Genomic DNA, 21,824 nt, shown 5'->3' with positions numbered 1-21,824 from the left:
ACCAGGAAATTACCGGCCGTATCAATATCGCACGGTCTCCCCCGCTAGTGGCATGGTCGCGGCGATCCTCAGTTCTTCCGAATCTCGGCGCCGTGCGCCTTTATGACGTCATGCATCGACGCGTCCCGGTCAAATATGCCATACCAGCCCTGTGGTTCATGGGGAGGGTCGCCCATATAGGCGGTGTCCCCGCGATGGAAACGACGATCGTCATGGGCCGCTCGCGCTTCGCCATTCCATGCCCAGAAATTGCTGCCGGCAACCGGCCCGCCGGACGCCACGCTATCCTCGACCGCTTGGTAAATCATGGCATAGAAGCGCTCGCGGAACGTGGTCGGTATTTCGGGATCATATAGTTCGCCATCGCGCGGGAAGCCGAATTCCTCAAAGACCAGCGGCTTGCCCATCTCGGTGGCGAGACGGACATGGGTATCGATATAATCAGCCACTTTGGCGGCGCCGGCGTCCCATGTGCCCGCGAGGTCCTTGCCGTCCACCCAGCCCCAGTTGAGCGGCCAGATATGGGCGGTGAGATAATCCATCTCCCGATGCGCCTCGACAAACACATCCTCGCGACCGGCGCTGGCGGTGGTGCCCTCCTGTCCCAGCGATAGCAGATGATTGCCGTCGATCGACCGGATCAGTTTTGCTGTCGCACCGATCCAGGCATAATAATCCGGCAGCGCCCGATCGATCACCTCCGGCGTGACGCCGGGGCGCGGCTCGTTGCAAAGCTGCCAGCTCATCAGGGCGGGATCGTCGCTATAGCGCTGCCCGGTGACTTTATTGGTTCGCCCGACCATATGCCGGACATGATCATGATAGAGGCCGATCGCCTCCTCCGACCGGTAAAAATCGCTGTTCCGGTCGGGGAATTCGGGCCACGGATGGGCCGGATCGTTCATGTCGACATATTCGCCGGTCGCATAGTGAAGATAGGTCATCATACCGCCGGACCATTCCCAGAAATTGGTCAGGCAGAGCACCGCTTTCATGTCGCGCTTCGCCATTTCCGCCATGCAATAGTCCAGACCCTCGAACAGCGTCTCGTTCCAGCTGTCCCTGGTGCGGAAACCCGGCTTTATGCCGGCCTTGAGCGGTCCCTCTTCAGCCGAAGCCATGATCCGCAAATTTGTAATGCCCAATGCCTTCAACCGGTCCAGTTCCCGGACCAGCCGCGGCCGGTCGCCATAAGCCGCGTCGGCACCAAGATAGGCTCCGTACCAGAGATTGGCGCCGACAAACCGGTAGGTTTTGTCATCAAGCGTCAGGCGGCTGCCTTTTCGTTTTACAAAATCCGGAACAGCCGAGCTTGCCGGACTGCAGCCAGCCAGGGATAACAGGGGGACACTAACCCCTGCTGCCAATATCTGACGTCTTGTTGTCTTTATCATACGCTCCGACCCCTCTCCAGATGCCGGTCATGCGTAGCAGAAATGGCGTTCGTTGTCATATTTATGTGGCGACGCGCTGTCCGGGACTGATTTTGTTGCAAAACAGCCGAAAACCGCCTAGGATCGGCAGGTCTGGAAATGTCGGATATTGCGCCCTGACGCCAACGATCAAAGAGAGATTGCCCGCCCCATGAAAGATTCCAGAAAGCGGGCCACAATCATCGACGTCGCAACGGCCGCAAATGTCTCCACCAAAACCGTCTCGAGAGTGTTCAACGACGAACCGCATGTTCGGAAAATATTGCGTGACAAGGTTCTCAAGGCGGCAGCCGAACTGGATTATCATCCCAATATCATGGCCCGCGGCCTGGTCGGACGACGATCCTATCTGCTCGGCCTGATATACGAAAACCCCAGCCCGAACTATGTCGTGGAGCTGCAGAACGGGGCGCTCGATCGGCTGCACGGAGAGAAATACCGCTTGCTCGTGCTGCCAGTGGAATCCGTGGTCGAGGTCGCGGGAAAGATAATGAGCGTCTTGCGGGCGGCGGCTCTCGATGGCGTCATCCTCTCGCCACCCGCCTCCGATCATCCGGGAATCCTGAGCGAGCTTCGGCAGAACGATTTCCCCTTCTCGCGTATCGCTCCCACCCAGTCTCTCGACATTGGGCCCAGCCGGACGACCGACGATGTCGACGCGTCGCGGAAGATGACCGAATATCTGCTCAGCCTCGGTCACACCCGCATCGGCGTCATCAAGGGTGACCCTACCCATCCGTCCAGCGGGGCAAGATTGACCGGTTTTCTGGATGCCCTGAAAGCCGCCGGAGTGTCCCATTCGCCCGATCTGGTCGAGCAGGGCTTCTACACTTATGAATCCGGCCTCGCCGCTGCCCGTAAATTGCTGGATCGCCCGGATCGACCGACCGCCATATTTGCCCAGAATGATGACATGGCGGCGGCGGCAATCATGGCAGCGCGTGATCTCGGCCTGAAGGTACCCGACGACCTGTCCATTTCCGGCTTCGATGACAGTGCGATCGCCCAGATTGTGTGGCCGCGGATTACCACGGTTCATCAGCCGGTATATGACATGGCCCGCGACGCGACCGATGCCTTGATCGCAAAGCTCGAGAACAAGCCGTTTACCATGCTGGAAACGCAGCCATGCGAATTGATCATCCGGGAATCGACGGCGGCACCTGCAGTCCTGTGAGGATCCGGCCATGATCCGGCGCCGCGAACGTCTGAGCTATGCTTCCGGAGATCTGGGGTTCAACCTCGTCTGGCAATCGATCGAACTCTACCTGCTGTTTTTCTATATCCAGATACTGCATTTGCCCTTGGGCGTTGCCGCAGGCATATTTCTGATCGGCGCGGCAATCGACTGGCTTTTCGACCCGGTAATCGGTGCTGTGGCCGATCGCAACGCGGACCGATATCCGATGCGACTGTGGGTTTTTCTGAGCGGTCCTCTCATCGCGGTCGCATTATGGCTGGCCTTCCGGTCGCCCCCGCTCGAAGGAATGGATCTCGCGATCTACGCGACGGTCACCCATGTCGGATTGCGCTTTGCCTATGGTTGCGGCAATATTCCCTATGCAGTGCTGACCGCACGGATCACCGATGATCCGTCTGAACAGCTGAAGTTGACCGGTCTGAGAATGCAGGGTGCCGCATTGGGCGGTCTGACAGCCGCCACCATCTATGCTCTGGTTTCCGGTGGCGACACACCCTTTCTGGTCGGAGCGCTGATTTTGGGCGTGCTCGCACAGCCCTGTTTCCTGATCACCTGGCTCGGGGTCAGGGAGCGCGTGCCCCCGCCACCGTCATCATCCCTGCGCGCTGCCCAGGAAATTGTCCATTATTTCAGACTGGTCGGAAAGAGCAGCGGACTGCGGCGATTGCTGGTAACGATCATAGTCGCCGGATTGAGCACGACGGTAACGGCAAAGGCAATCCTGTTCCTGTTCGACCGCGATTTGCAAAATCCCCAATGGGGCTATTGGGCAGCACTGATGCCGTCCGCCGCCTTGCTGATCACAACGCCCCTGTGGGTGGCCCTGTCATCGCGTATCGGACTGGTAACCACCCTGATTTCTGCGGTTCTTCTGCACGTCGCTGCCCTGGTGACATTATGGATCTTTTATGCACAGAATCTCGCGGTCGCGACCGTCATCCTGGCAATAGCAATTTCGGCGACCTGCGGCATGTCGGTGATGTTCTGGACCATGGTTCCGATCACAATCCGCAATCTCGAAACCGCGCCCGGTGGAACCGGCTGCGCCGCCCGGGTCTACGCCATGTCCAACGTCGCCCGCAAACTGGGGCAGGCGCTGGCACCGCAATTCATCGCCCTGAGCCTGGCCCTGACCGGCGGGGGGGATGCTACGCTCAAGGGCGGCGCCGTTCTGCCCGGTATGATATTGGCATCCCTGATTTGCGGCGTGACCGTGGTCTTTTACCGGCCCCTCCGCAGAGCGGGCAACGGTTTGCCGCGCCCCATGCAATCCTGAACGGTCAGCGCCCGAAGCCTGTTCTCGAAGGCGCGTGGAAGGTTGGGCGCCGATGATCGCCGGGCGTGATCAGCGCTTCGAGAAACTGATCATGGGTAGGGGCTGCACGGGCCAGTTGACCGACCGCTCCGCTCACCTGTCCCATGACATCGCGGACATCGTGAAAATCCGGGATATCCGCTAACGGGTCATAGCTTTTCGGTTTCAACCCCATGCCGCGAGCGACAAAAAACCAGCTCAGGTCATGAAACAGCTCGCGCCGGCGCGAGATGATCCGGCCGCTATTTCCGAACAGTTCCATTTTCTGCGCAAGGCTGTCCGGCAGCGGTGCTTCGCGGACATGATCCCAGAAGGGCTCGCCGATGCGCTGATTGGGATAATAATGGAGCATGAGAAAGTCGCGAATATGCTCGTATTCGGTCAATGTTTCCCGATTATAGGCGGCCTGCAGCGCGGGATCGAAATTGCGATCGGGAAAATAGTCCAGCAACCGGTTCAGACCGGTCACGATCAAGTGGATACTGGTGGATTCCAGCGGCTCCAGAAATCCCGCCGACAATCCGATCGCCACGCAATTGCCGTCCCAGAATTTCTTGCGATGGCCAGCGGTAAATCCGATCACCCGCGGGTCGGCCAGAGGCTTGCCATCCAGCGACCCCACCAGTCGTGCTTGCGCTTCGGAATCGCTGATGAAAGCGCTCGAGTAGACATAGCCATTGCCGACCCGGTTCTGCAGCGGGATGCGCCATTGCCAGCCGGCTTCGCGCGCGGTGGATATCGTATAAGGTGTTCGCGGCCCGACCGCCTCGCTTTGGACTGCTACCGCGCGGTCACAGGGCAGCCAGTTGGTCCAGTCTTCATAGCCGGCATCGAGACCTTGTTCGATCAGCAGTCCGCGAAATCCGGAACAGTCGATGTAGAGGTCTGCAGACACAGATGATCCGTCGTCGCAGTGAAGCTGGTCGATATGACCGCGATCATCGAGGGTCGCACGTTCCACTTTCCGGTCGAGACGGATGATGCCGAGCTGTTCGGAAATCCGGCGCAGATAGGCAGCGACCAATCCGGCATCAAAATGCAAGGCATAAGAGAGAGCGCCGCCTGGAAACTGGCCATCGGCTGGCGGGAAAAGAAACTTGTCCTGCTCTGCCAGCGCGATAGAGGGGCAAAAATCCGCCACTTTGTCATCATGGCCCTGCGCTTCGTTCTTCCACCAATAATGATGGAAAGGCCGCCGGTCGATGGTGACCCCGAAATTGCCAAACGGGTGCCAATAGCTGTGGCCGACCTTCAACCAGTCGCGAAATTCGATTGCCAGTTTGAACGTCGCCTGGGTTTCCCTGACAAAATCGACCGGATCGATTTCGAGCAGCTGGAGAAATTCGAATATCGGCGGGATCGTGGCCTCGCCGACACCGACCGTCGGAATATCGGACGATTCGATCAACTGGATTTCTGTATCGTCCCGGGCGAAGATCCGGCCCAGCAAGCAGGCTGCCGACCAGCCGGCGGTGCCGCCCCCGACAATGGCGATTTTCCTGATCCGGTTCGCGTCAGTCATGACAGCTTTCACGCACTCCCAAGGGCCAGACTGTCACGTATCAGTTTCAGGGCCGGCAAACAAATCTGAAAAAGAGCGGGCCCGTATCGGTGTCGGATACGGGCCCGCGTTAAGGGAGCCTAGAATTTGAACTTGCCGCCCACATAAATCCTGCGAGAGCCGGATTCATAACGGAACGGCAGTTCCGGAAATTGCAGATAGGCAGACTGGTCGGCCTTGGTCAGGTTGATCCCTTCGACAAATACGCCGAAATTCTCGTTAAAGTCATAGGAAATCTGGCCGTCGAGCTGACCATAGGAGCGCTGGTAGATGCCGAGTGTACGTGTTGTCCCGCCATCGCCGAAACCGAAGTTCCCGAGATATTGCTTCGAACGCCATGTATAGGAGGCCCGTGCGGCAAAGCCGTCCCTTTCGAAATAGACCTGCGTGTTGAACGAATGTTTCGAAACACCCGGCAACGGAAGATCGGTATCGAAATCATTGGAACCATCGGTCGTGGTGTCCGAGAAGGTGTAGTTTCCGGTAAAACCCAGTCCGAAATCGAAGGAATATTGTCCCGCAACTTCAAAGCCACGAACCCGACCGCCGGTTCCATTTGCCGGCTGGTTGACTGGTCCCAGGCGACCGCCGCCCTGGTCATTGACGAAGACCGGGACGGTTTCGGTCACAATGAACGAGTCGACCTCTTTCCAGAATGCACCGACCGAGAGCAGGCCATGACGCCCCAGATAGAGCTCGTAGGCCAGATCAAACTGATAGGCACGAAACGGTTCGAGTGCAGCGTTGCCACGCGAGCCATTGGTGAACAGGAACAGATTTTCTGTCGGTGAACCAACCGTGGAATCCCTCGTAAACTGGGTAGAGAAACCCCGACCCAGATCGTCCAGTTTCTGGCGGGCAACGACCCGTGCTGCGGAAAATCTCAGCTTGGAATCATCATTCACGTCCACCACCGCGTTGATGCTAGGCAGGAAGTCCGTGGTGCTCTGGGTTATCGTATCGGTCTGGAAATCACGCAGCACGCCATTCCAGCTATCGGTACCCCAATAGACCGGATCGGCGTTTGACGGCTGATTCTGGTCGACCCGCAATTTGGTGTTCACGATGCGGAGCCCGACATTGATATGATAAGGGTCATCCGGGCTGCCCATATCTGCCATTACATAGGCAGACTTGGTTTCTTCCTTCACGAGATAGGCCTGAAGCGGGTCTTCAAAGAAGCTGAACGGAGTATCGGGATACAGAGCCTGTATCCAGGCCAGAGCGTCCGTCATCTGGGCCCGGTCCTGAACCGTCAGCGATCCGCCGGGAGTATTTTGGCCGCCAGCAAAGTTGGCGATCGTTTCCAGACGCTCCGGATTGGAAAGAAATGACTGGATCGGCGAAATCACGACAGGTGAATTGCCGAAACGGCTGCAGCCCGCAAATGCCGCAGGTTTGTTCGCTTCCGGCAGATCGCAAATCTTGAAACCGATGGCCGGATCCTGGAAATATCCATAAGGCGTCCAGTTATAGGAGAAACCCGGCACCCGCTCCGCATCGGGAATCGCCGATGCATCGATTTCACCCCTGCCCGAATAGTCCGCGAGATAACGACCCGATGCAAACTCGACCTGGCGCTGACCATAACGGAAACCGGCGCTCAACGTGATTGCATTTTCTGCGCTATCGTCGATGTCATAGGCAAAATCCGCCTTGATCGAATGGCCGTCCACTTTCGAACGGTCACCGAAGGCCCAATGCGACTTGAACAGCCCGTAAGCCGGGTTGGAAAACAGGTCGGTCGGCGTGCCGGGTCCAAATCCGAAAACCGGGAATTTCCCATTTTGATAGGTGAAATCCCAGGTCGCCGGAGCCGCTGGATTACCCGCAACCCCATCAACCAGGGCGCCGCCAGCACCGTTCTGCCGGACCGTATAAGCGGTTTGGCGAACATCATTATTCGCCACTTCACGGATCAGGTCGGCGGTGGAATAATTGGCGGCAATTTTTGCGCGGAAATTGCTTCCATTGTCATAATCAATGCCGAACTGGAGATTGTCGGATTTGATATCGGAAATATCGACGAATGAAATCGCCTCCGCCGAATTGGCCTGAACCGTTCCGCTTTGGAGAATGCCATTGCTGTCGATGCTTGCTCCGGGACGCAGTTGCAGCAATTCACCCTGGCCAAACGGGAATTTGAGCGACACTTCGCGCGTATCGACCGTCAGCTCCGAGTGGATATAATTCACCATCAGCTCGAGCTGATCGGTTGGCCGGTAGTTGATCCCCAGGGATGCGCCCCACCTCTTGCGATATTGATCGCGGTCGGTGATGTAGCGATATTCGGGTGCGTAATAGTTGGTCGGCGTTGTTGCCTGATCACGACGACCGTCGGCAAAGGCCCAGTTGCCCCGGTTTTCACCGCCCAGAACATTATGGTGGTCGTTGGTCTGATCATAGCTGAAGGAAGCGATGATGCCCAATGTGTCGTTGAAATTATAGCCGGCGACTACAGCGCCGGTCGGCTCCCAGCCACTGATCTCCGATCCTTTGTTCATGCGCACGTTGCCGGCAAGTGTGATACCGTCCTTCATGTCGAGCGCACTGCGGGTCTTCAGATTGATGATCCCGCCAAGGCCACCCTCGAGCAGGGACGCGTTGGGCGATTTAAATACTTCCACCCCGCCGATCAGCTCGGAGGGCACGCCTTCCAGCGAGTCCTGGCGGACAAAATTGCCCTCGCCAACCTTGAAATTTTCCAGACCGCTGACGAACAGATCACCATTCAGAAGCGTGACATTCTGCTCTAGGCCACGAATACGCACCTTGGTGCCCTGTCCATTTTCACGGTCAATCTGGACACCGGGGAGACGTTGCAGCGATTCAGCGATATTCTGATCGGGGAATTTGCCGATATCTTCTGCCGTAACCGATTCGATAATCAGGTTGGAATCGCGTTTGGCGGCCAGCGCATTTTCAAGCGAGGCGCGAAACCCGGTAACGACGATGACGTCGTCGGAAGCTGCGTTATTTTCTGAATTCTGAGACGATGCGCCTTGCGCATCTGCGTCCTGTGCGACCGCAACGCTCGCGCTGCCAATTGCATATAAGGATGCCGCAGCCATCAAGCTATGCCGCGATATAAACTTTCGACCGATCATTCTGATATCCTCCCAAATGTTACGCCTTTTTGACGCAATCACTTAATTCTAATGCGCCTGCGGACGTTACGACTCGCAGGCATTAAGGGGCTATGTTGCACACCCCGGATGCACCAATGGAATCAGAACAACTGAACGAATTCCACCTCGCATTCTAAATTGCAAAAAATTGATAACGTTGTCAACGACTAAATGACAAGGTTGTCAAAAATTGTTGATAACGTTGTCAAAAATATTTATTGGCAGTAACAATGCCATCGGCGAGTGGTACTATATTGTGGGAGGAAATAGAATTGACCTTAAGAGTGCAGCGCCATCTGGCCGGCTCATTGCTGGCATTGACTGTCACGACAGCATGTGTCGGTGCTCCTCCTCCGACAATGGTTGCGGCAATAGCTGACGACAATCCCGCGGCGACCGTCCACCCCGAAATCTGGCCACGAGCCGACTGGCCCTATCCGGTGGACGCCTCGGTCGAAACGCGTATCGATGCCATTATCGCGCGAATGACCGTCGAAGAAAAAGTCGGCCAGGTCATCCAGGCCGATATCGCCAGTGTCACGCCCGAAGATGCCAGGCGCTACCATCTCGGATCAATCCTCAATGGCGGCAACTCCGCTCCCGGCAATGACGAATTTGCTGCGCCGGAAAAATGGCTGGCGCTCGCGGATGCCTTTTATGATGCGTCGGTCGACACCAGCGGCGGACGCACCGCTGTTCCGATCATCTGGGGCACCGATGCCGTCCACGGTCACAGCAATATCGTCGGCGCAACGATATTCCCCCACAATGTCGGCCTCGGCGCGATGCATGACGCGGATCTGGTACAGCAGATTGCCGAGGCCACAGCGCTCGAACTGCGCTCGACCGGGATGGAATGGACTTTTGCTCCGACTATAACCGTTCCGCAAGACGGTCGCTGGGGTCGCGCTTATGAAGGCTATTCGCAGGACCCGGCGCTGGTCGCCAGCTATGTCGAACGGTTCATCGAAGGCCTGCAGGGACAGCCTAGCGACAGACCGATCCTGTCAGGACCCCATGTGCTGGCGAGCACCAAACATTTTCTCGCCGATGGCGGCACCGATGAGGGTCGTGACCAGGGCGATGCCAGAATCAGCGAAACCGAATTGCGGGATATCCACGGCACGCCCTATGTTTCCGCCATCAATGCTGGCGTGCAAACGATCATGGCGAGTTTTTCGAGCTGGAACGGCGCAAAGATAACCGGCCACAAGGGATTGCTGACCGACGTTCTGAAGCAGCGGATGCGCTTTGGCGGATTCATCGTCAGCGACTGGAATGCCCATGGCCAGATCTCCGGCTGCACCAACACGAGCTGTCCGCAGGCGATCAATGCGGGCCTCGACATGTATATGGCTCCCGACACGTGGAAACCGATGTACGAGAGCCTGCTGGCACAGGCCAAAAGCGGCATCGTGCCGATGGAGCGGCTGGAAGACGCGGTCGCCAATATCCTCCGGGTCAAGATCCGCGCCGGGCTTTTTGAAGCCGGGCGACCGTCCAGCCGTCCCTTTTCCGGGCGCTTCGAGCTGCTCGGCAGCGCTGACCATCGCGCCCTCGCTCGCGAAGCGGTGCGCAAGTCGCTGGTCCTGATGAAGAACAACAAGCAGATTCTGCCGCTCGATCCCCGCAGCCATATCCTGGTGGCAGGCGACGGTGCCGATGATATCGGCCGCGCCTCGGGAGGGTGGACGCTGACCTGGCAGGGGACCGGTATCGGGAACGACAAATTCCCGGGCGCGACATCAATCCTGCAAGGAATCGAAGACGCCGTTAGCGCAGCAAATGGCACTCTCCGACACGCGCCCGATGGCAGCTTCGAGAAGAAGCCGGATGCGGCCATCGTAATTTTTGGCGAGACACCTTATGCCGAATTCCAGGGCGATTTGAAAACGCTCCAGCTCAAGCCGGAGCTGAAGGGTCCCCTCGCGACCATGCGCAAGTTGCAGGCCCAGGATATACCCGTGGTTGCGGTCTTTCTCACCGGACGACCGCTGTGGACCAACGAGGAAATCAACGCGTCCGACGCATTTGTCACCGCCTGGTTGCCCGGCTCCGAAGGCGGCGGCGTCGCCGATGTCCTGTTCCGTGACAAATACGGGAAAGTCGCTCATGAATTTACCGGCAAGTTGAGTTTCTCTTGGCCGATGACCGCAGACGCCAAAGGACCGAGATTGTTCGAGCTCGGCTACGGCCTGAACTCGGCAAGCCGCTCCGATCTTGACATGCTGCCCGAAGATTCGGGGGTCGTCGGCCAGGAGTCCAGCGCCGGAACATTTTTTGACAAGGGCCTGCCGACCGCGTCCTGGTCGTTGCTGGTTTCCGACGGCCAATCCGACCGGACGCGTATCACCACCACGCCGGCAGAGGCGATCGGCGGCCGGGTGCAGATCAAAGCTGTCGACCATTTGACCCAGGAAGGTGCCCGGCAGTTCACCTCCAGCGGCAACGGTCCGACACTGATCGAGCTGGTGACCCATGCTCCGATAGACATCAGCCGCGAAACCAATGGTGATGTCCTGCTGTTGGTGACGATGCGCTATGAGCAACAGTCCAGCGCGCCGATCAAATTGTCGATGCGCTGCGGCGAGGGATGCGGAGGGCAAATTGCGCCGGCGGCTCTGAGCGCGCTCGAGGTCGGGACATGGCAAACGGTCGGCGTACCGATCAAATGTTTTGCCGCCGCCGGAGCGGATGTCAGCAAGCTGGACGCCCCGTTTCAGATTGCGACGACCGGACCGATCGACTTCAGTCTGTCGCGCGTGGCTCTGGGGACGGTGGCCGACACCATATTGGGCTGCGAATGAAATAATTCCGATCTCGACCGAAAGCAGGCCGGCAAGACGGCATGGCGCTTCCCTCCAAAAAAAGCGGGGCGGCGGAATCTGCAAGCGACTGGTAGGCAGTCGCCAAAGCGCAGCGATGAGGGCCGCTGCGCTGGACCCCGGATGCCTTCAAGGGCGGTGCTTTGAATCATGAATGAAATCGTTGTCGCAGATATTGGCGGAACCCACGCCCGCTTTGCCATCGCGGAAATCGATGATGGCAGGATATTGTCCCTTTCCACCCCGGTCACCTTGCCGACCGCCGATCATCCGAGCTTCCAGATCGCCTGGGAAATATTTGCCGAGCATCTCGGGCGCGCGCTGCCCCGCGCCGCGGCGATCGCCATTGCCGCGCCGATCAGCAGCGACCTGATCAAGCTGACCAATAATCCGTGGATTGTCCGGCCATCGCAAATCCCGGAAAAGCTGCGGGTGGACCGGCATATATTGATCAATGACTTCGCCGCCGTTGCCCACGCGGTTGCCATGGTTGACCAAGACCGATTGATCCACATCACCGGACCGGATCAGCCGCTGCCCGCCGATGGCGTTGTCAGCGTGATCGGTCCCGGAACCGGCCTTGGCGTCGCCGCGCTGGTTTTCAAAAATGGCCGGGCACAGGTGCTTCCGTCCGAAGGCGGTCGTTGTGATTTTGCGCCGCTCGATGCGGTAGAGGACCGTATTCTCCAGAATCTCCGTGCCAAACATGGCCGGGTGTCGGTCGAACGGGTCGTGGCCGGTCCTGGCCTTCGCGCAATATTCGAAGTGCTGTGCGAAATGGAAGGCCGGGCGATGCCGCCCGGCGACGACAAGGCGCTCTGGTCACTGGCTCTGGCGGGCAAGAACAGCATTGCCATAGCCGCGCTCGATCGCTTCTTTCAGGCATTGGGTGCGGTAGTCGGCGATATCTCACTGACCCATGGCCCCGGCCCGGTCGTGCTGGCCGGGGGCCTGGGACTGCGGCTGGCCAAGCATATTTCCGGATCGGGATTTGCCGACCGGTTTGTTTCCAAAGGCCGCTATCGCGGGCTGATGGAAAGCCTGCCGGTCAAGCTTATCACCCATCCCGAACCCGGCCTGCTGGGTGCGGCCACTGCTTTTGCAGCCGAATATCCAGACTGATCGGGCGGCATCGAGACTCGGTGCCGGATCAGGCGGATTGTTGCGCGACAAATTCCCCGGCAATTTTGTCGCGCCACATCGCATAGCCACGATCAGGCTGCGATGACGCTATGGCCAATCGTGCGGCTTCAACCCGCTCTGCCAACGCTTCCGGCGTAATCCCCCACAAGGCGGTTATCCCCTCTCTGGTTTCGGGCGACAGCGACTGATCCTTGATTCTGGCAGCGCAGGCGAGAGCCACACCCGTTGCCATATCGGCAGCATGATCACCGGCCAGCTTTTTTGCCGCCATGAATTCCCGGGAGCCCGCCGGCCCGGCATAGCATAATGCCAGCCCGACCCCGGCCCACAAATCCGGCCACCGTTCGCTGGCCATGGTCACAATCGTGTCAGCGGCCTTCTCGACAGAAGCGCCGCTGATAAACCAGATGCCTCGCCCCGCACCCTGATCATAAGCACGGGCCGCATAGCCCCGGAGCATGTGGGTCGGGCCCGCCAGCGTCTTTTCCGGCTCGAAATACATGTTGTGATAGCCGCGACCATCATAAGCCAGCCAGCGATAAAACGGATCCAGCTCGGCCAATATCCCCTTCTCGCGCCAGGACAGTTTCGAGATCGTCAGGCCGACACCGGCATGCACCAATATCGGAAACCGGGTTCCAAACCGGGCAAGATAGCGTGGCAGCATTGGCTTGCGGAACGGAAGACTGTCGACCAGCGCGCTGCCCATCGCGCCGCCTTCGATAAAAAACCCCCGCAGCAAATCCGATTCCTGCGCCAAGGCCTGGTCGATTTCGCCGAATGAGCGAACCGCCAGCATCAGATTATAACCACGCAGAAACGCCTTGCCGATTGCTTCCAGCCTTTCCTCGTGGCTTTTTTCGGCGAGATCGAACCCGCGAACACGGAATTCCACCCGCTTCGGGTCCAGCGCCAGAAACTTTTGGATGATCGCGGGCAACGGCTTCAGCTGATCGGCAATATTTTCATTTGTTGTGATGGGATTAGTCCTGTTCTTTAAATTTCGGTACGGCGGGTTTTCACGCCTCTTTTGATTAGCATATAATAGCCAGACAATTATCGCAAAAAAATCCCGATTGGAAAAATAGAGCAGTTTCCGGCTATTCGAAATGAATACTTGTCTTAATCGGCCAAATGTCCGGATCGCAGTTGAACTTGTTAACCGGATTGCGATGATATGGTGCAAATTCCCGGATCAGCCAGAGGGACGAGCAATGAAATCGATATTGGTCATCGGCGCCCGCGGCATACCGGATGTCATCGGCGGCGTGGAAAAAAATGCGGAACGCCTGTTTCCCCTGATCGCCAATCGGGGGTGGAAACTGTGCATCGCCGGCCGGAGACCTTTTGTTAAATCAGGCCAATATAAGGGGGTCTCCTTATGGTCTGCCCCGATACCGCCTTTTCTCGCGAAAAGTGAGACGCTCTATGCAATCTCGACGCTGATCAGGGCGCTTCGCATGCGTCCGGATCTTGTCCATATTGCAGGGCTGGAACCGGCTTTCATGCTGTGGGCCTATAAGCTCTTGGGTTGCAAGATCGTCGTCCGCCTCGGCGCGGATTTTCACCATCGTCCCTGGAGCAAATCCCCCAAATGGGTCATGCGATGCGCCAAATATCAATTGCGATGGGCGGATCATATCATCGCGGTGACGCCTGCCCTGGCCAAGAATCTTCGCGCTTCGGGGATCAGGCAGAATATTCATGTCATCGGCAATGCCGTCGATCCGCCAGAAAATGCCCCGGTTGCAGCAGAGGCTCCGATCAGCGGAGACTATATCCTGTTCGTCGGCCAGATTTCCGAACGTAGGAATATTCACAGTCTGGTCGCGGCATTCTGCATCTTTGTCAAAAACCATCCGCACATGAAGCTGGTGATCGTCGGCGACTGGGAAAAAGGGTCGGGTCGCGAACAGATCGAGGCCCTGGGCGACAAACGCATTGTGATATTGGGCAGCGTGCCACGCCCCGCATTATCCCCGCTGTATCGCGGCGCACGGTTTTTCGTGAACCCGTCGATCCGCGAAGGCCATTCCAATACCCTGCTCGAGGCGATAAGCTGCAACTGTCCGATATTGTTGAGCGACCTGCCGGAAAACCGGGATTTGCGGCTCGACGCCAAACATTATTTCAATCCGGGCGATATCCGAAGCCTGGTCAGCGCTCTCCAACGTGCCCATGCCAATCCCGGCGGATTTCGCGTGAACGCCGACCGGTTTCCGCAATGGGAAGAAATTGCGGACCTGACGATCCGCGTCTATGATAGAATATTCGCCGACGAGGCTGCCAGGCTGGGTTCGAGACGCAAGACGTCGCGTATATAGACTTGCCGCCCGATCATCATCGGCAATCATCGCCCGGACGGTCAGCCAAGATGCTCAAGCCCCGCCCTGCAAGTCGCTCAAATAGTCGATGACCTGCGCGTCGGGAACCACTTCACCATATTTGGCCTGCATGTCGAACAGGTTCGCTTCATGCGGTCCCGGGTGTCGATCGCCGACGGATTGCCGGGCGACAATCGGGATGAAACCGTGGGAACAGCAATCGACACAGGTGGCGCGTACGCAGCCGCTGGTGGTCAAGCCTGCGATGATCAGACTGTCATTGCCATTGGCGGTCAGCGTCGAGGCCAGACTCGTGCCAAAAAAGGCGCTGGCATATTGTTTCGAAATGACCAGCTCATTGTCAGCCGGTACCAGCCCGTCGGGCCACGCGCCCATCGGATGACCGGCGACGAAATTGGCCAGCGGCGCCACTTTCTGCGCGAACCGGCCCCCGTCGATCAGCGATGGCGCGTAAGCGACATTGGTGTAGACAATCAGAAGCCCGGCGCGCCGGGCCGCGTCACGCAGCACAATGGCATTGGCGAGAACGTCCTCGACCCCGGCATATAGATCGCAGCCCTTGTCGAAATAGGCCTCGACGAAATCGACCAGGATCAGCGCCGGCTTGCGACCAAAGCCGAGCCCGCCGTCAAAAACGCCCGCGTAATTGTCTTGAAGTTCATCCGTCATCGCGGCAACGATATCGCCAGCCGCAGGACGGCGCAATCATCAGAATTTATATCCGACTTCGACACCGAAGCGGCGCAGGCCACCGGGTGAAATGAACGACCCGCCAAATTCGACCGCAGTAATCACCTCGTTGAGATAGCGCTTGTCGAGCAGATTGTCGGCAAAGGCGGTGACATTCCAGTTGTCGCCTTCCAGTCCGAAACGAAGATCGAGAACCCCGAAAGCGTCACGCTCGGTAACCGACATATCTCCGTCGCCGACAAACGCGGGTAGCGCGAGAGCAGAACCGGGTAACAGACCACTGAACAGGGTCGGGCCGGTGTCTTCCTGAACCGTGTGGAACCAGGTCGGGCCGGTGATCCGATAGTCGGCGCGCATCACCAGGTCAAAACTGGTCGCGATCGGGGCAACCATCTGTGTACCGAGATTGATCGTATAATCTGCGGTATGAGGCGACTTGTTGCCAACCGTGTAGGGTCGGGAGGCGTTGGCCTTGATCTCGCTTTCGGTGACATTGATCGATCCGAAGATATCCCAGCCGTCTACAATTTCTGCATTGGCGTTGAACTCGATTCCGTAAAGATCAACCTTGTCGATGTTCGAGACCACGCGGAGCAAACCAAAGGCGCCGACGAAAAATTCGAAGAACTGCATGTCATCGACTTTGGTATAATAGCCGGCCAGATCGAAGGTGATCGCATCATTCGCCGCCGATCCCTTGAAACCCGCCTCGAAAGCGCTCGATGTTTCCTTGCGGTAAATATCGTTGATCAGGACGTTGGTCCCGAGGAACTGGTTGAAATTCTGGTCAACAATGGCGGCGGATCCCTGGTTGTTGAAGCCGCCCGATTTGAAACCGATACCCCAGTTGGCGTAGAAATTGAGATTGTCGGTCAGACCATAGCGCAGCGACAGTTTTGGCTGCAGCTCCTTGAACGTCTCCTTCTGATCCGGAATGGGACCAAAAGCCTGCCCCGGATTGATCGGTCCGCCGGTGATCGGATCGGTCACCAGTGGTACCCGGCTGGATACTTCCCGCTGCTCGATGTCGTAGCGCAGCGCCAGGCTGACGTCTAAATTATCGGCAACTTCATAATCAACCGAGCCAAAGGCGGCATAGACATTGGTGTTGAAATTGTCGGCAAACAGCTGCGAAGTCGGGTTGCTGCTGTTCGCATCATTATACAATTCTCTCGTGACTCCCTGCCCGAGATCAGCACCGAGGCTGACCCCGACATCACGATCGATGTTCAGATAATAGGCACCGATCTGCCAGGCCAGCGGCCCGTCACCATTGGAGGCCAGCCGGATTTCCGCGCTGATGTCCGTCTGTTCGCGAATCTGATATTGGGTGCCATCACAGGTGGTCGGGCTATAGGCGCCCAAGGTTGAACCATTGACCGGATCGAAAATGAACGGGATCGGATTGTTGCCAACAAAGGTCGGAGCGTTGAGCGGATAGCCGGTCAGTTGCGCCGTGGTTGCAAAGCAGCTGTTTGACGCCACGACCGACGCGGGCGTTGCACCCGGGAAAGTGTATCGTGCGAAATCTGCCGACGTGCCGTCTGCTGTCAGCGCCTGGTCAACATCGCTGTAGAGCGCCCAGGCGGTCAGCGTCATTGCTTCAAATTCATGGGTCAGTTTGACCGATGTTTCAAACGTGGTCTGCTCGTTGGTCGGGCGGATGTTCGAATAATAGCCGAACTTGTGCGTGTTCACGTCTTCGAAAAAGGCCGGATCCACGCCAGCAAAATTGGGCAGATGGAATGACGTGTTGAAATTGATCGAGGCGCCGGACAGATCGGCGTAGCGAGCCTTCACATCGACTTCCGTCGAATCTCCCAACTCGGCGACAAAACGGCCGTCGACCGACCAGGTTTCCTGATCATCGACAACCTTGCGGTTGCCGAGAAAGCTGTTGCGGTAAAAACCGTCGGTGGTGTTGTAGGAGCCGGAAAGCACCAGACCGGCGCTGTCGCCCAATGGCGTGGAAATATAGGCCGATGCCTTATAAGTCTTATCCTCGGCGGCGCTGACCTTGATGCCGCCTTCCATGATATCGCTGGGTTTGAGCGTCTGGATCACGATCGCGCCGGCCGCCGCGTTGCGGCCATAAAGAGCGCCTTGCGGACCCTTCAATATTTCGATCTGGCGCAACGTGCCCTGATCCTGGTTGAGCTGGGCGGTGTTGGTCTTGAGAATACCGTCAACCACCAGCGCAACCGAACTTTCGGCGTCGCGCGCGCCATTGATACCCCGGATGTTGATCTGCGTGTCGCCCGCCTCCGCGGTTCCGCTGACAATGGTCACACCAGCGGTAAGCTGGACAAATTCATCAGCTTGCTGGACGCCCGTCCGATCGAGCATTTCGGACGTGAAAACCGTGACCGATGCCGGAACGTCTACAAGCAGTTCGTCCTGACGTCGTGCCGTCACGATGATCATATTGCTGTCCTGACCTTCGCTCGCCTGATCGCTACCGGTTTGCGCGAAAGCCGAATTGGAGCCGACCAGCGCGGCGAAGCCGGCTGAAAGTGAAAGAACTGTTTTGATGCGTCGCATTTTTCTTCCTTCCCTGAATGGAATGATTTGCGGACCTTTTGGCCCGTCAAATGGTGATTAAACGAGCACGTTGGCCCCGCTCATATAGACGTAAACTTCCTGAAATTTACCGTCCCGGACTCTCCAAAAATTGGTGTTGTTGAGTAATGTGACACCGCCGTCGGCATCGGTCAGTTCGGCAACGAAAGAGGCGGCGATCCGGCCATTGGCTTCATCGACGGTACAGGTGAAGTCACGGTGGATGATGGTTTCATAGGCTGCGAAGAAATCATCGAACATGCGCCGGATTTCTTCCTTGCCGCTGTGACGGGTAAAATCGGTCTGGACGCAGAAGAGCGCGCCGTCGTGGAAACAGTCGAGCGCGGCCTCCATATTCTTGGCATCGACATTGCCGAAATAGGTCCGGGTTGCCAGCTGGATCAGTTCGTCGCGGGAAAGGCCGGGTTCATATTGCATCAGACATCTCCCTCTTTCAGCAGATTGTCGCCGCTCATATAGACGGTGACGTCCTGGAACAGGCGATCCTTGCAATAGAAACGGTTGCAATTTTCATAGCGCAGCTGCTCGCCGCCATTGGGCGTGATCAGCACCGTGAACTGCGAACAGATGGCGTTGGAAGCAGGGTCGGCGGTGTGGACAAAATTGCCGTGCCAGATCTGCTCGAAATCGGCGAACAGCTTTTCGAACATCGCCCTGATCGCTTCGCGGCCCTTGTGGGTGGTATCGGAGGTTGCCTCATAGAGCACCGCATCGGGCGCGAAACAGTTGAGCACCTGGGTCATGTTCTTGTTGTCGACGCCATCAAAATAGCGCTTGGTCACGATGTCGATGTAGAAAGGATAAGGCAAAGCCACCTGGCCTGCCATTCCGGGTGTCCAGTCAGTCATCAATACCATCCCTTTCGAATATCTTCATCCTTCGGCACTTCGGGAGCCGGGAAGGCCTTCTTGCTGTGGGTCAGGCCGAGTTCGATCAAAGTTTCGAGAAATTTATAGGCGACCTGGCCCGGGTTAAGCACCGGGATCGGCAGGTTCGCGTCAAGATATTGGGCCGACTGATGCATGGTGGTCGAACCCAGCACGATCACATCCGCGCCATCTTCCTCGATTGCCAGCAGAGCTTCTGCCTTGAGCTTGTCGAAGATCACCTCTTCCTTGCCGGCGAGCAATTCGGTGACGTCGGGGCGGGTGTCGATCGAGCGCAACGACGCCACCCTCTCCCACCAGCCATATTCGGTCAGCGTCTTTTCATAGAGCGGGAACCATTCGGGCCACATCGTCAGCACGGTGAATTTCTTGCCCAGCATCATCGCGGCGGCAAAAGCGGCCTCGCCAGGGCCGACCACAGGAATATCAAGACGGGAACGAAGTGCGCGGAGGCCGCTGTCGCTGACCGTGTCGATCAGCACCCCGGCATAGCCTTCTTCCTCGGCCTTGATCCCGGCCTGGAAGACGGTCCAGTCCATTAGCAATGTGTCATGATAGCTGTCGCCAAGGGCAGCGCCCCACGGGACGGCGACAAATTCAGGCTGGAAACCTTCCCTGACGAAGTCAGCGGGCAATTGCTCTGCGCGGGCGGCCACGCCGGCCTCATCCATCGGGATGGGGACGATGACCTTGATCCGCTTCATAGCAATTTCGGTTCAGTCATGGTGATGTAAAGACTCCCTGATGACGTTCTATTGTATACAATTGCCGTCCGTCAAGCGGAAATTGCCCGTTCTGGTCAGGACTTGCTCAATCGTGCTTAATCCGCCAATAGCCTGTCCATGAGCCGCGCTTCCGACACCGCCTATGAAAAAATCCGCAGCTTCATCCTGTACGGAGAAGCCCATCCGGGTATGCAATTGACCGAGGAACGGCTTTCCGAGATTTCCGGCGTGTCGCGAACCCCGGTGCGCGATGCGGTTCAGCGCCTGGAGAACGAGATGCTGCTGGTGCGCAGCGCCTCCAAGCGACTTTCGGTCGCGGACTGGTCCGATGATGAAATTGATGAAATGTTCACATTGCGGGCGATGCTGGAATCCCATGCCGCCGAGCGGGCGGCACAGCGCATGGACGGCGACAGCCTTGTCCGGTTGCGCGAGATCAATGAAATTCTGACCGAGGCCGTCAATCGGCCCAAGCCCGACATCGGGACTTTTCTGGACGCCAACCGGCAGTTTCACGACCTGATCCTCGCATGTGCGCAGTCACCAAGGCTGAGCAAGCTGCTGCCGGCGCTGGTCGAACAGCCAGTGGTCCGTCGCACCGCCAATCACTATTCACAGGAGGACCTGGTCCAGTCGGGACTCGATCATGATGAACTGATCGCCGCCTTTACCGCCAGGGATCAGGTCTGGGCCGGTGCGGTGATGACCAGCCATATCCGGCGCGCTTTCCACAGCTTCAGCAGCGCATCGGCGCGAACCGTGGAAGACTGACTGGATACAGATTTCAGATAATACCCCGCTCCCGCAAGTCGTTCATTTTCGCGCTGTCCATGCCCAGAAGCTCGCCATAAACGGCTTCATTATGCGCACCCAGATCCGGCCCGACACTATCGATATGGCCGGGAGTCTTGGACAATTTCGGCGCGACATTCTGCATGACGAAATGCTCGTGCTGCGGGTGGTCCATCTCGACCAGGGCCTCGCGTGCCTTGAAATGGGGGTCTTCGAGCATTTCGGGAGCGCGATAGACATTGCCGGCGGGAACCCCATGTTCCTCGCACATATCCAGCAATTCCTGGCTTTTTATCCCTTTGGTCCATTCCATGATCAGTTCGTCCAGCTCGGTCTGGTTTTCACCACGCGCGACATGGGTCGCATAGCGTGGATCCTCGCCCAGTTCCGGCCGGCCCATCATCGCCGCCATGCGCTTCCAGACACTGTCCTGATTGCCGCCGATCAATATACTGCCGTCGCTGGTCGGATAGACATTGGAGGGCGCAATTTTCGGCAGGATCGATCCCGTCCGCTCGCGGATATGGCCCGCCACCGTATATTCCGCGATGGTCGATTCCATATTCGCCAGCACCGCTTCGTAAATGGCTGAATCGACGACCTGTCCCTCGCCGGTCTTGTGCCGGTGCTCCAGCGCCATCAGCCCGCCAAGACAGGCGTAGGTCGCGGCGAGCGAATCGCCAATCGACAGGCCAGCGCGGCTTGGCGGCCGGTCGGGCTCGCCCATGATATAGCGCATGCCGCCCATGGCCTCGCCTATGCCGCCATAGCCGGCCCGGTGCGAATAGGGTCCGGTCTGGCCATAGCCAGAGACACGGATCATGATCAGGCCCTTGTTGATCGCGCTCAGCGTCTCGTAATCCAGACCCCATTTTTCCATCGTACCGGCACGGAAATTCTCCAACAGAAAGTCGGATTTCTCGACCAGCTGCTTGACGATCGCCTGTCCTTCTTTTTCGCGCAGATTAAGCGTGATCGACTTTTTGTTGCGGCCGACAACAGAGAACCAGAGCGGAATGCCCTGACCCCAGCTGCGCATCGCGTCGCCGACCTTCGGCGGTTCGATCTTGATCACTTCTGCCCCATGGTCGCCCATCAGCTGGCCGCAGAACGGCCCCGCAATCAGCTGACCCATTTCGATCAGCCGCAATCCTGTCAACGCCCCTTGCGTCATGAAAAATACTCCCGCATCATGCTTT

General features: G+C 57.8%; 16 protein-coding genes. 6 read left to right on the top strand and 10 right to left on the bottom strand.

The features are described from left to right. Positions 1 to 68 precede the first annotated feature (68 nt). Entirely contained in the window at positions 69 to 1,394 is a 1,326-nt protein-coding gene (locus HUO14_RS13875; RefSeq protein ID WP_176280428.1) for a glycoside hydrolase 5 family protein, read from the bottom strand. 190 nt (positions 1,395 to 1,584) lie between these two features. On the opposite strand from HUO14_RS13875, the gene HUO14_RS13870 reads away from it, so the two are divergent. Together HUO14_RS13870 and HUO14_RS13865 are read left to right on the top strand one after the other, a co-directional pair. Next, positions 1,585 to 2,610 carry a LacI family DNA-binding transcriptional regulator gene (locus HUO14_RS13870; protein WP_176280427.1) on the top strand — a complete coding sequence of 342 codons (1,026 nt, stop codon included), beginning with the start codon at positions 1,585 to 1,587 and terminating at the stop codon, positions 2,608 to 2,610. Positions 2,611 to 2,620: 10 nt separating this feature from the next. Further along, entirely contained in the window at positions 2,621 to 3,910 is a 1,290-nt protein-coding gene (locus HUO14_RS13865) for an MFS transporter (protein WP_176280426.1), read from the top strand. A gap of 4 nt (positions 3,911 to 3,914) precedes the next feature. Here HUO14_RS13865 and HUO14_RS13860 read toward each other — a convergent pair whose 3' ends face one another. Further along, positions 3,915 to 5,471, bottom strand: coding sequence for a tryptophan halogenase family protein (locus HUO14_RS13860; RefSeq protein WP_176280425.1), 1,557 nt, complete (start codon positions 5,469 to 5,471; stop codon positions 3,915 to 3,917). A 119-nt stretch (positions 5,472 to 5,590) separates the two neighbouring features. Next, positions 5,591 to 8,581 (bottom strand): TonB-dependent receptor, encoded by a 2,991-nt coding sequence (locus HUO14_RS13855; RefSeq protein ID WP_176280424.1) that lies wholly within the window; start codon positions 8,579 to 8,581, stop codon positions 5,591 to 5,593. 329 nt (positions 8,582 to 8,910) lie between these two features. Here HUO14_RS13855 and HUO14_RS13850 point away from each other — a divergent pair, with 329 nt between their 5' ends. Both HUO14_RS13850 and HUO14_RS13845 read left to right on the top strand, forming a co-directional pair. After that, on the top strand, positions 8,911 to 11,445 hold the full coding sequence (locus tag HUO14_RS13850; protein ID WP_246255656.1) for a glycoside hydrolase family 3 protein: 2,535 nt from the start codon (positions 8,911 to 8,913) through the stop codon (positions 11,443 to 11,445). Between the two features lie 168 nt (positions 11,446 to 11,613). Beyond that, positions 11,614 to 12,585, top strand: a complete 972-nt coding sequence (locus HUO14_RS13845; RefSeq protein ID WP_176280423.1) for a glucokinase — start codon at positions 11,614 to 11,616, stop codon at positions 12,583 to 12,585. A 28-nt stretch (positions 12,586 to 12,613) separates the two neighbouring features. On the opposite strand, the gene HUO14_RS13840 is transcribed toward HUO14_RS13845, so the two are convergent. Beyond that, a complete protein-coding gene (locus tag HUO14_RS13840) occupies positions 12,614 to 13,546 on the bottom strand; it encodes a DUF1702 family protein (RefSeq protein WP_176280422.1) in 933 nt (310 codons plus the stop codon). 274 nt (positions 13,547 to 13,820) lie between these two features. On the opposite strand from HUO14_RS13840, the gene HUO14_RS13835 reads away from it, so the two are divergent. Next, positions 13,821 to 14,930: a glycosyltransferase family 4 protein gene (locus HUO14_RS13835; protein WP_176280421.1), complete on the top strand. Its 1,110-nt coding sequence runs from the start codon at positions 13,821 to 13,823 to the stop codon at positions 14,928 to 14,930. Between the two features lie 54 nt (positions 14,931 to 14,984). On the opposite strand, the gene HUO14_RS13830 is transcribed toward HUO14_RS13835, so the two are convergent. Genes HUO14_RS13830 through HUO14_RS13810 form a run of 5 tightly spaced genes read right to left on the bottom strand, consistent with a single transcriptional unit; the run spans position 14,985 to position 19,812 of the window. Beyond that, on the bottom strand, positions 14,985 to 15,620 hold the full coding sequence (locus HUO14_RS13830; protein ID WP_176280420.1) for an isochorismatase family protein: 636 nt from the start codon (positions 15,618 to 15,620) through the stop codon (positions 14,985 to 14,987). A 39-nt stretch (positions 15,621 to 15,659) separates the two neighbouring features. Continuing rightward, a complete protein-coding gene (locus HUO14_RS13825) occupies positions 15,660 to 18,182 on the bottom strand; it encodes a TonB-dependent receptor (protein ID WP_176280419.1) in 2,523 nt (840 codons plus the stop codon). 57 nt (positions 18,183 to 18,239) lie between these two features. After that, a complete protein-coding gene (locus tag HUO14_RS13820) occupies positions 18,240 to 18,638 on the bottom strand; it encodes a nuclear transport factor 2 family protein (RefSeq protein ID WP_176280418.1) in 399 nt (132 codons plus the stop codon). Next, positions 18,638 to 19,069: a nuclear transport factor 2 family protein gene (locus tag HUO14_RS13815; RefSeq protein WP_176280417.1), complete on the bottom strand. Its 432-nt coding sequence runs from the start codon at positions 19,067 to 19,069 to the stop codon at positions 18,638 to 18,640. The genes HUO14_RS13820 and HUO14_RS13815 overlap by 1 nt, the downstream gene beginning before the upstream one ends. Further along, a complete protein-coding gene (locus HUO14_RS13810; RefSeq protein WP_176280416.1) occupies positions 19,069 to 19,812 on the bottom strand; it encodes an aspartate/glutamate racemase family protein in 744 nt (247 codons plus the stop codon). The genes HUO14_RS13815 and HUO14_RS13810 overlap by 1 nt, the downstream gene beginning before the upstream one ends. A 138-nt stretch (positions 19,813 to 19,950) precedes the next feature. On the opposite strand from HUO14_RS13810, the gene HUO14_RS13805 reads away from it, so the two are divergent. Next, on the top strand, positions 19,951 to 20,604 hold the full coding sequence (locus HUO14_RS13805) for a GntR family transcriptional regulator (RefSeq protein WP_176280415.1): 654 nt from the start codon (positions 19,951 to 19,953) through the stop codon (positions 20,602 to 20,604). A gap of 13 nt (positions 20,605 to 20,617) precedes the next feature. Here HUO14_RS13805 and HUO14_RS13800 read toward each other — a convergent pair whose 3' ends face one another. After that, positions 20,618 to 21,799, bottom strand: coding sequence for a CaiB/BaiF CoA transferase family protein (locus HUO14_RS13800; RefSeq protein WP_176280414.1), 1,182 nt, complete (start codon positions 21,797 to 21,799; stop codon positions 20,618 to 20,620). Positions 21,800 to 21,824: the final 25 nt, after the last annotated feature.

The organism is Parasphingorhabdus flavimaris, assembly GCF_013371215.1.
Lineage (GTDB): Bacteria > Pseudomonadota > Alphaproteobacteria > Sphingomonadales > Sphingomonadaceae > Parasphingorhabdus > Parasphingorhabdus flavimaris.
This window is presented reverse-complemented; position numbering and strand designations above follow the sequence as displayed.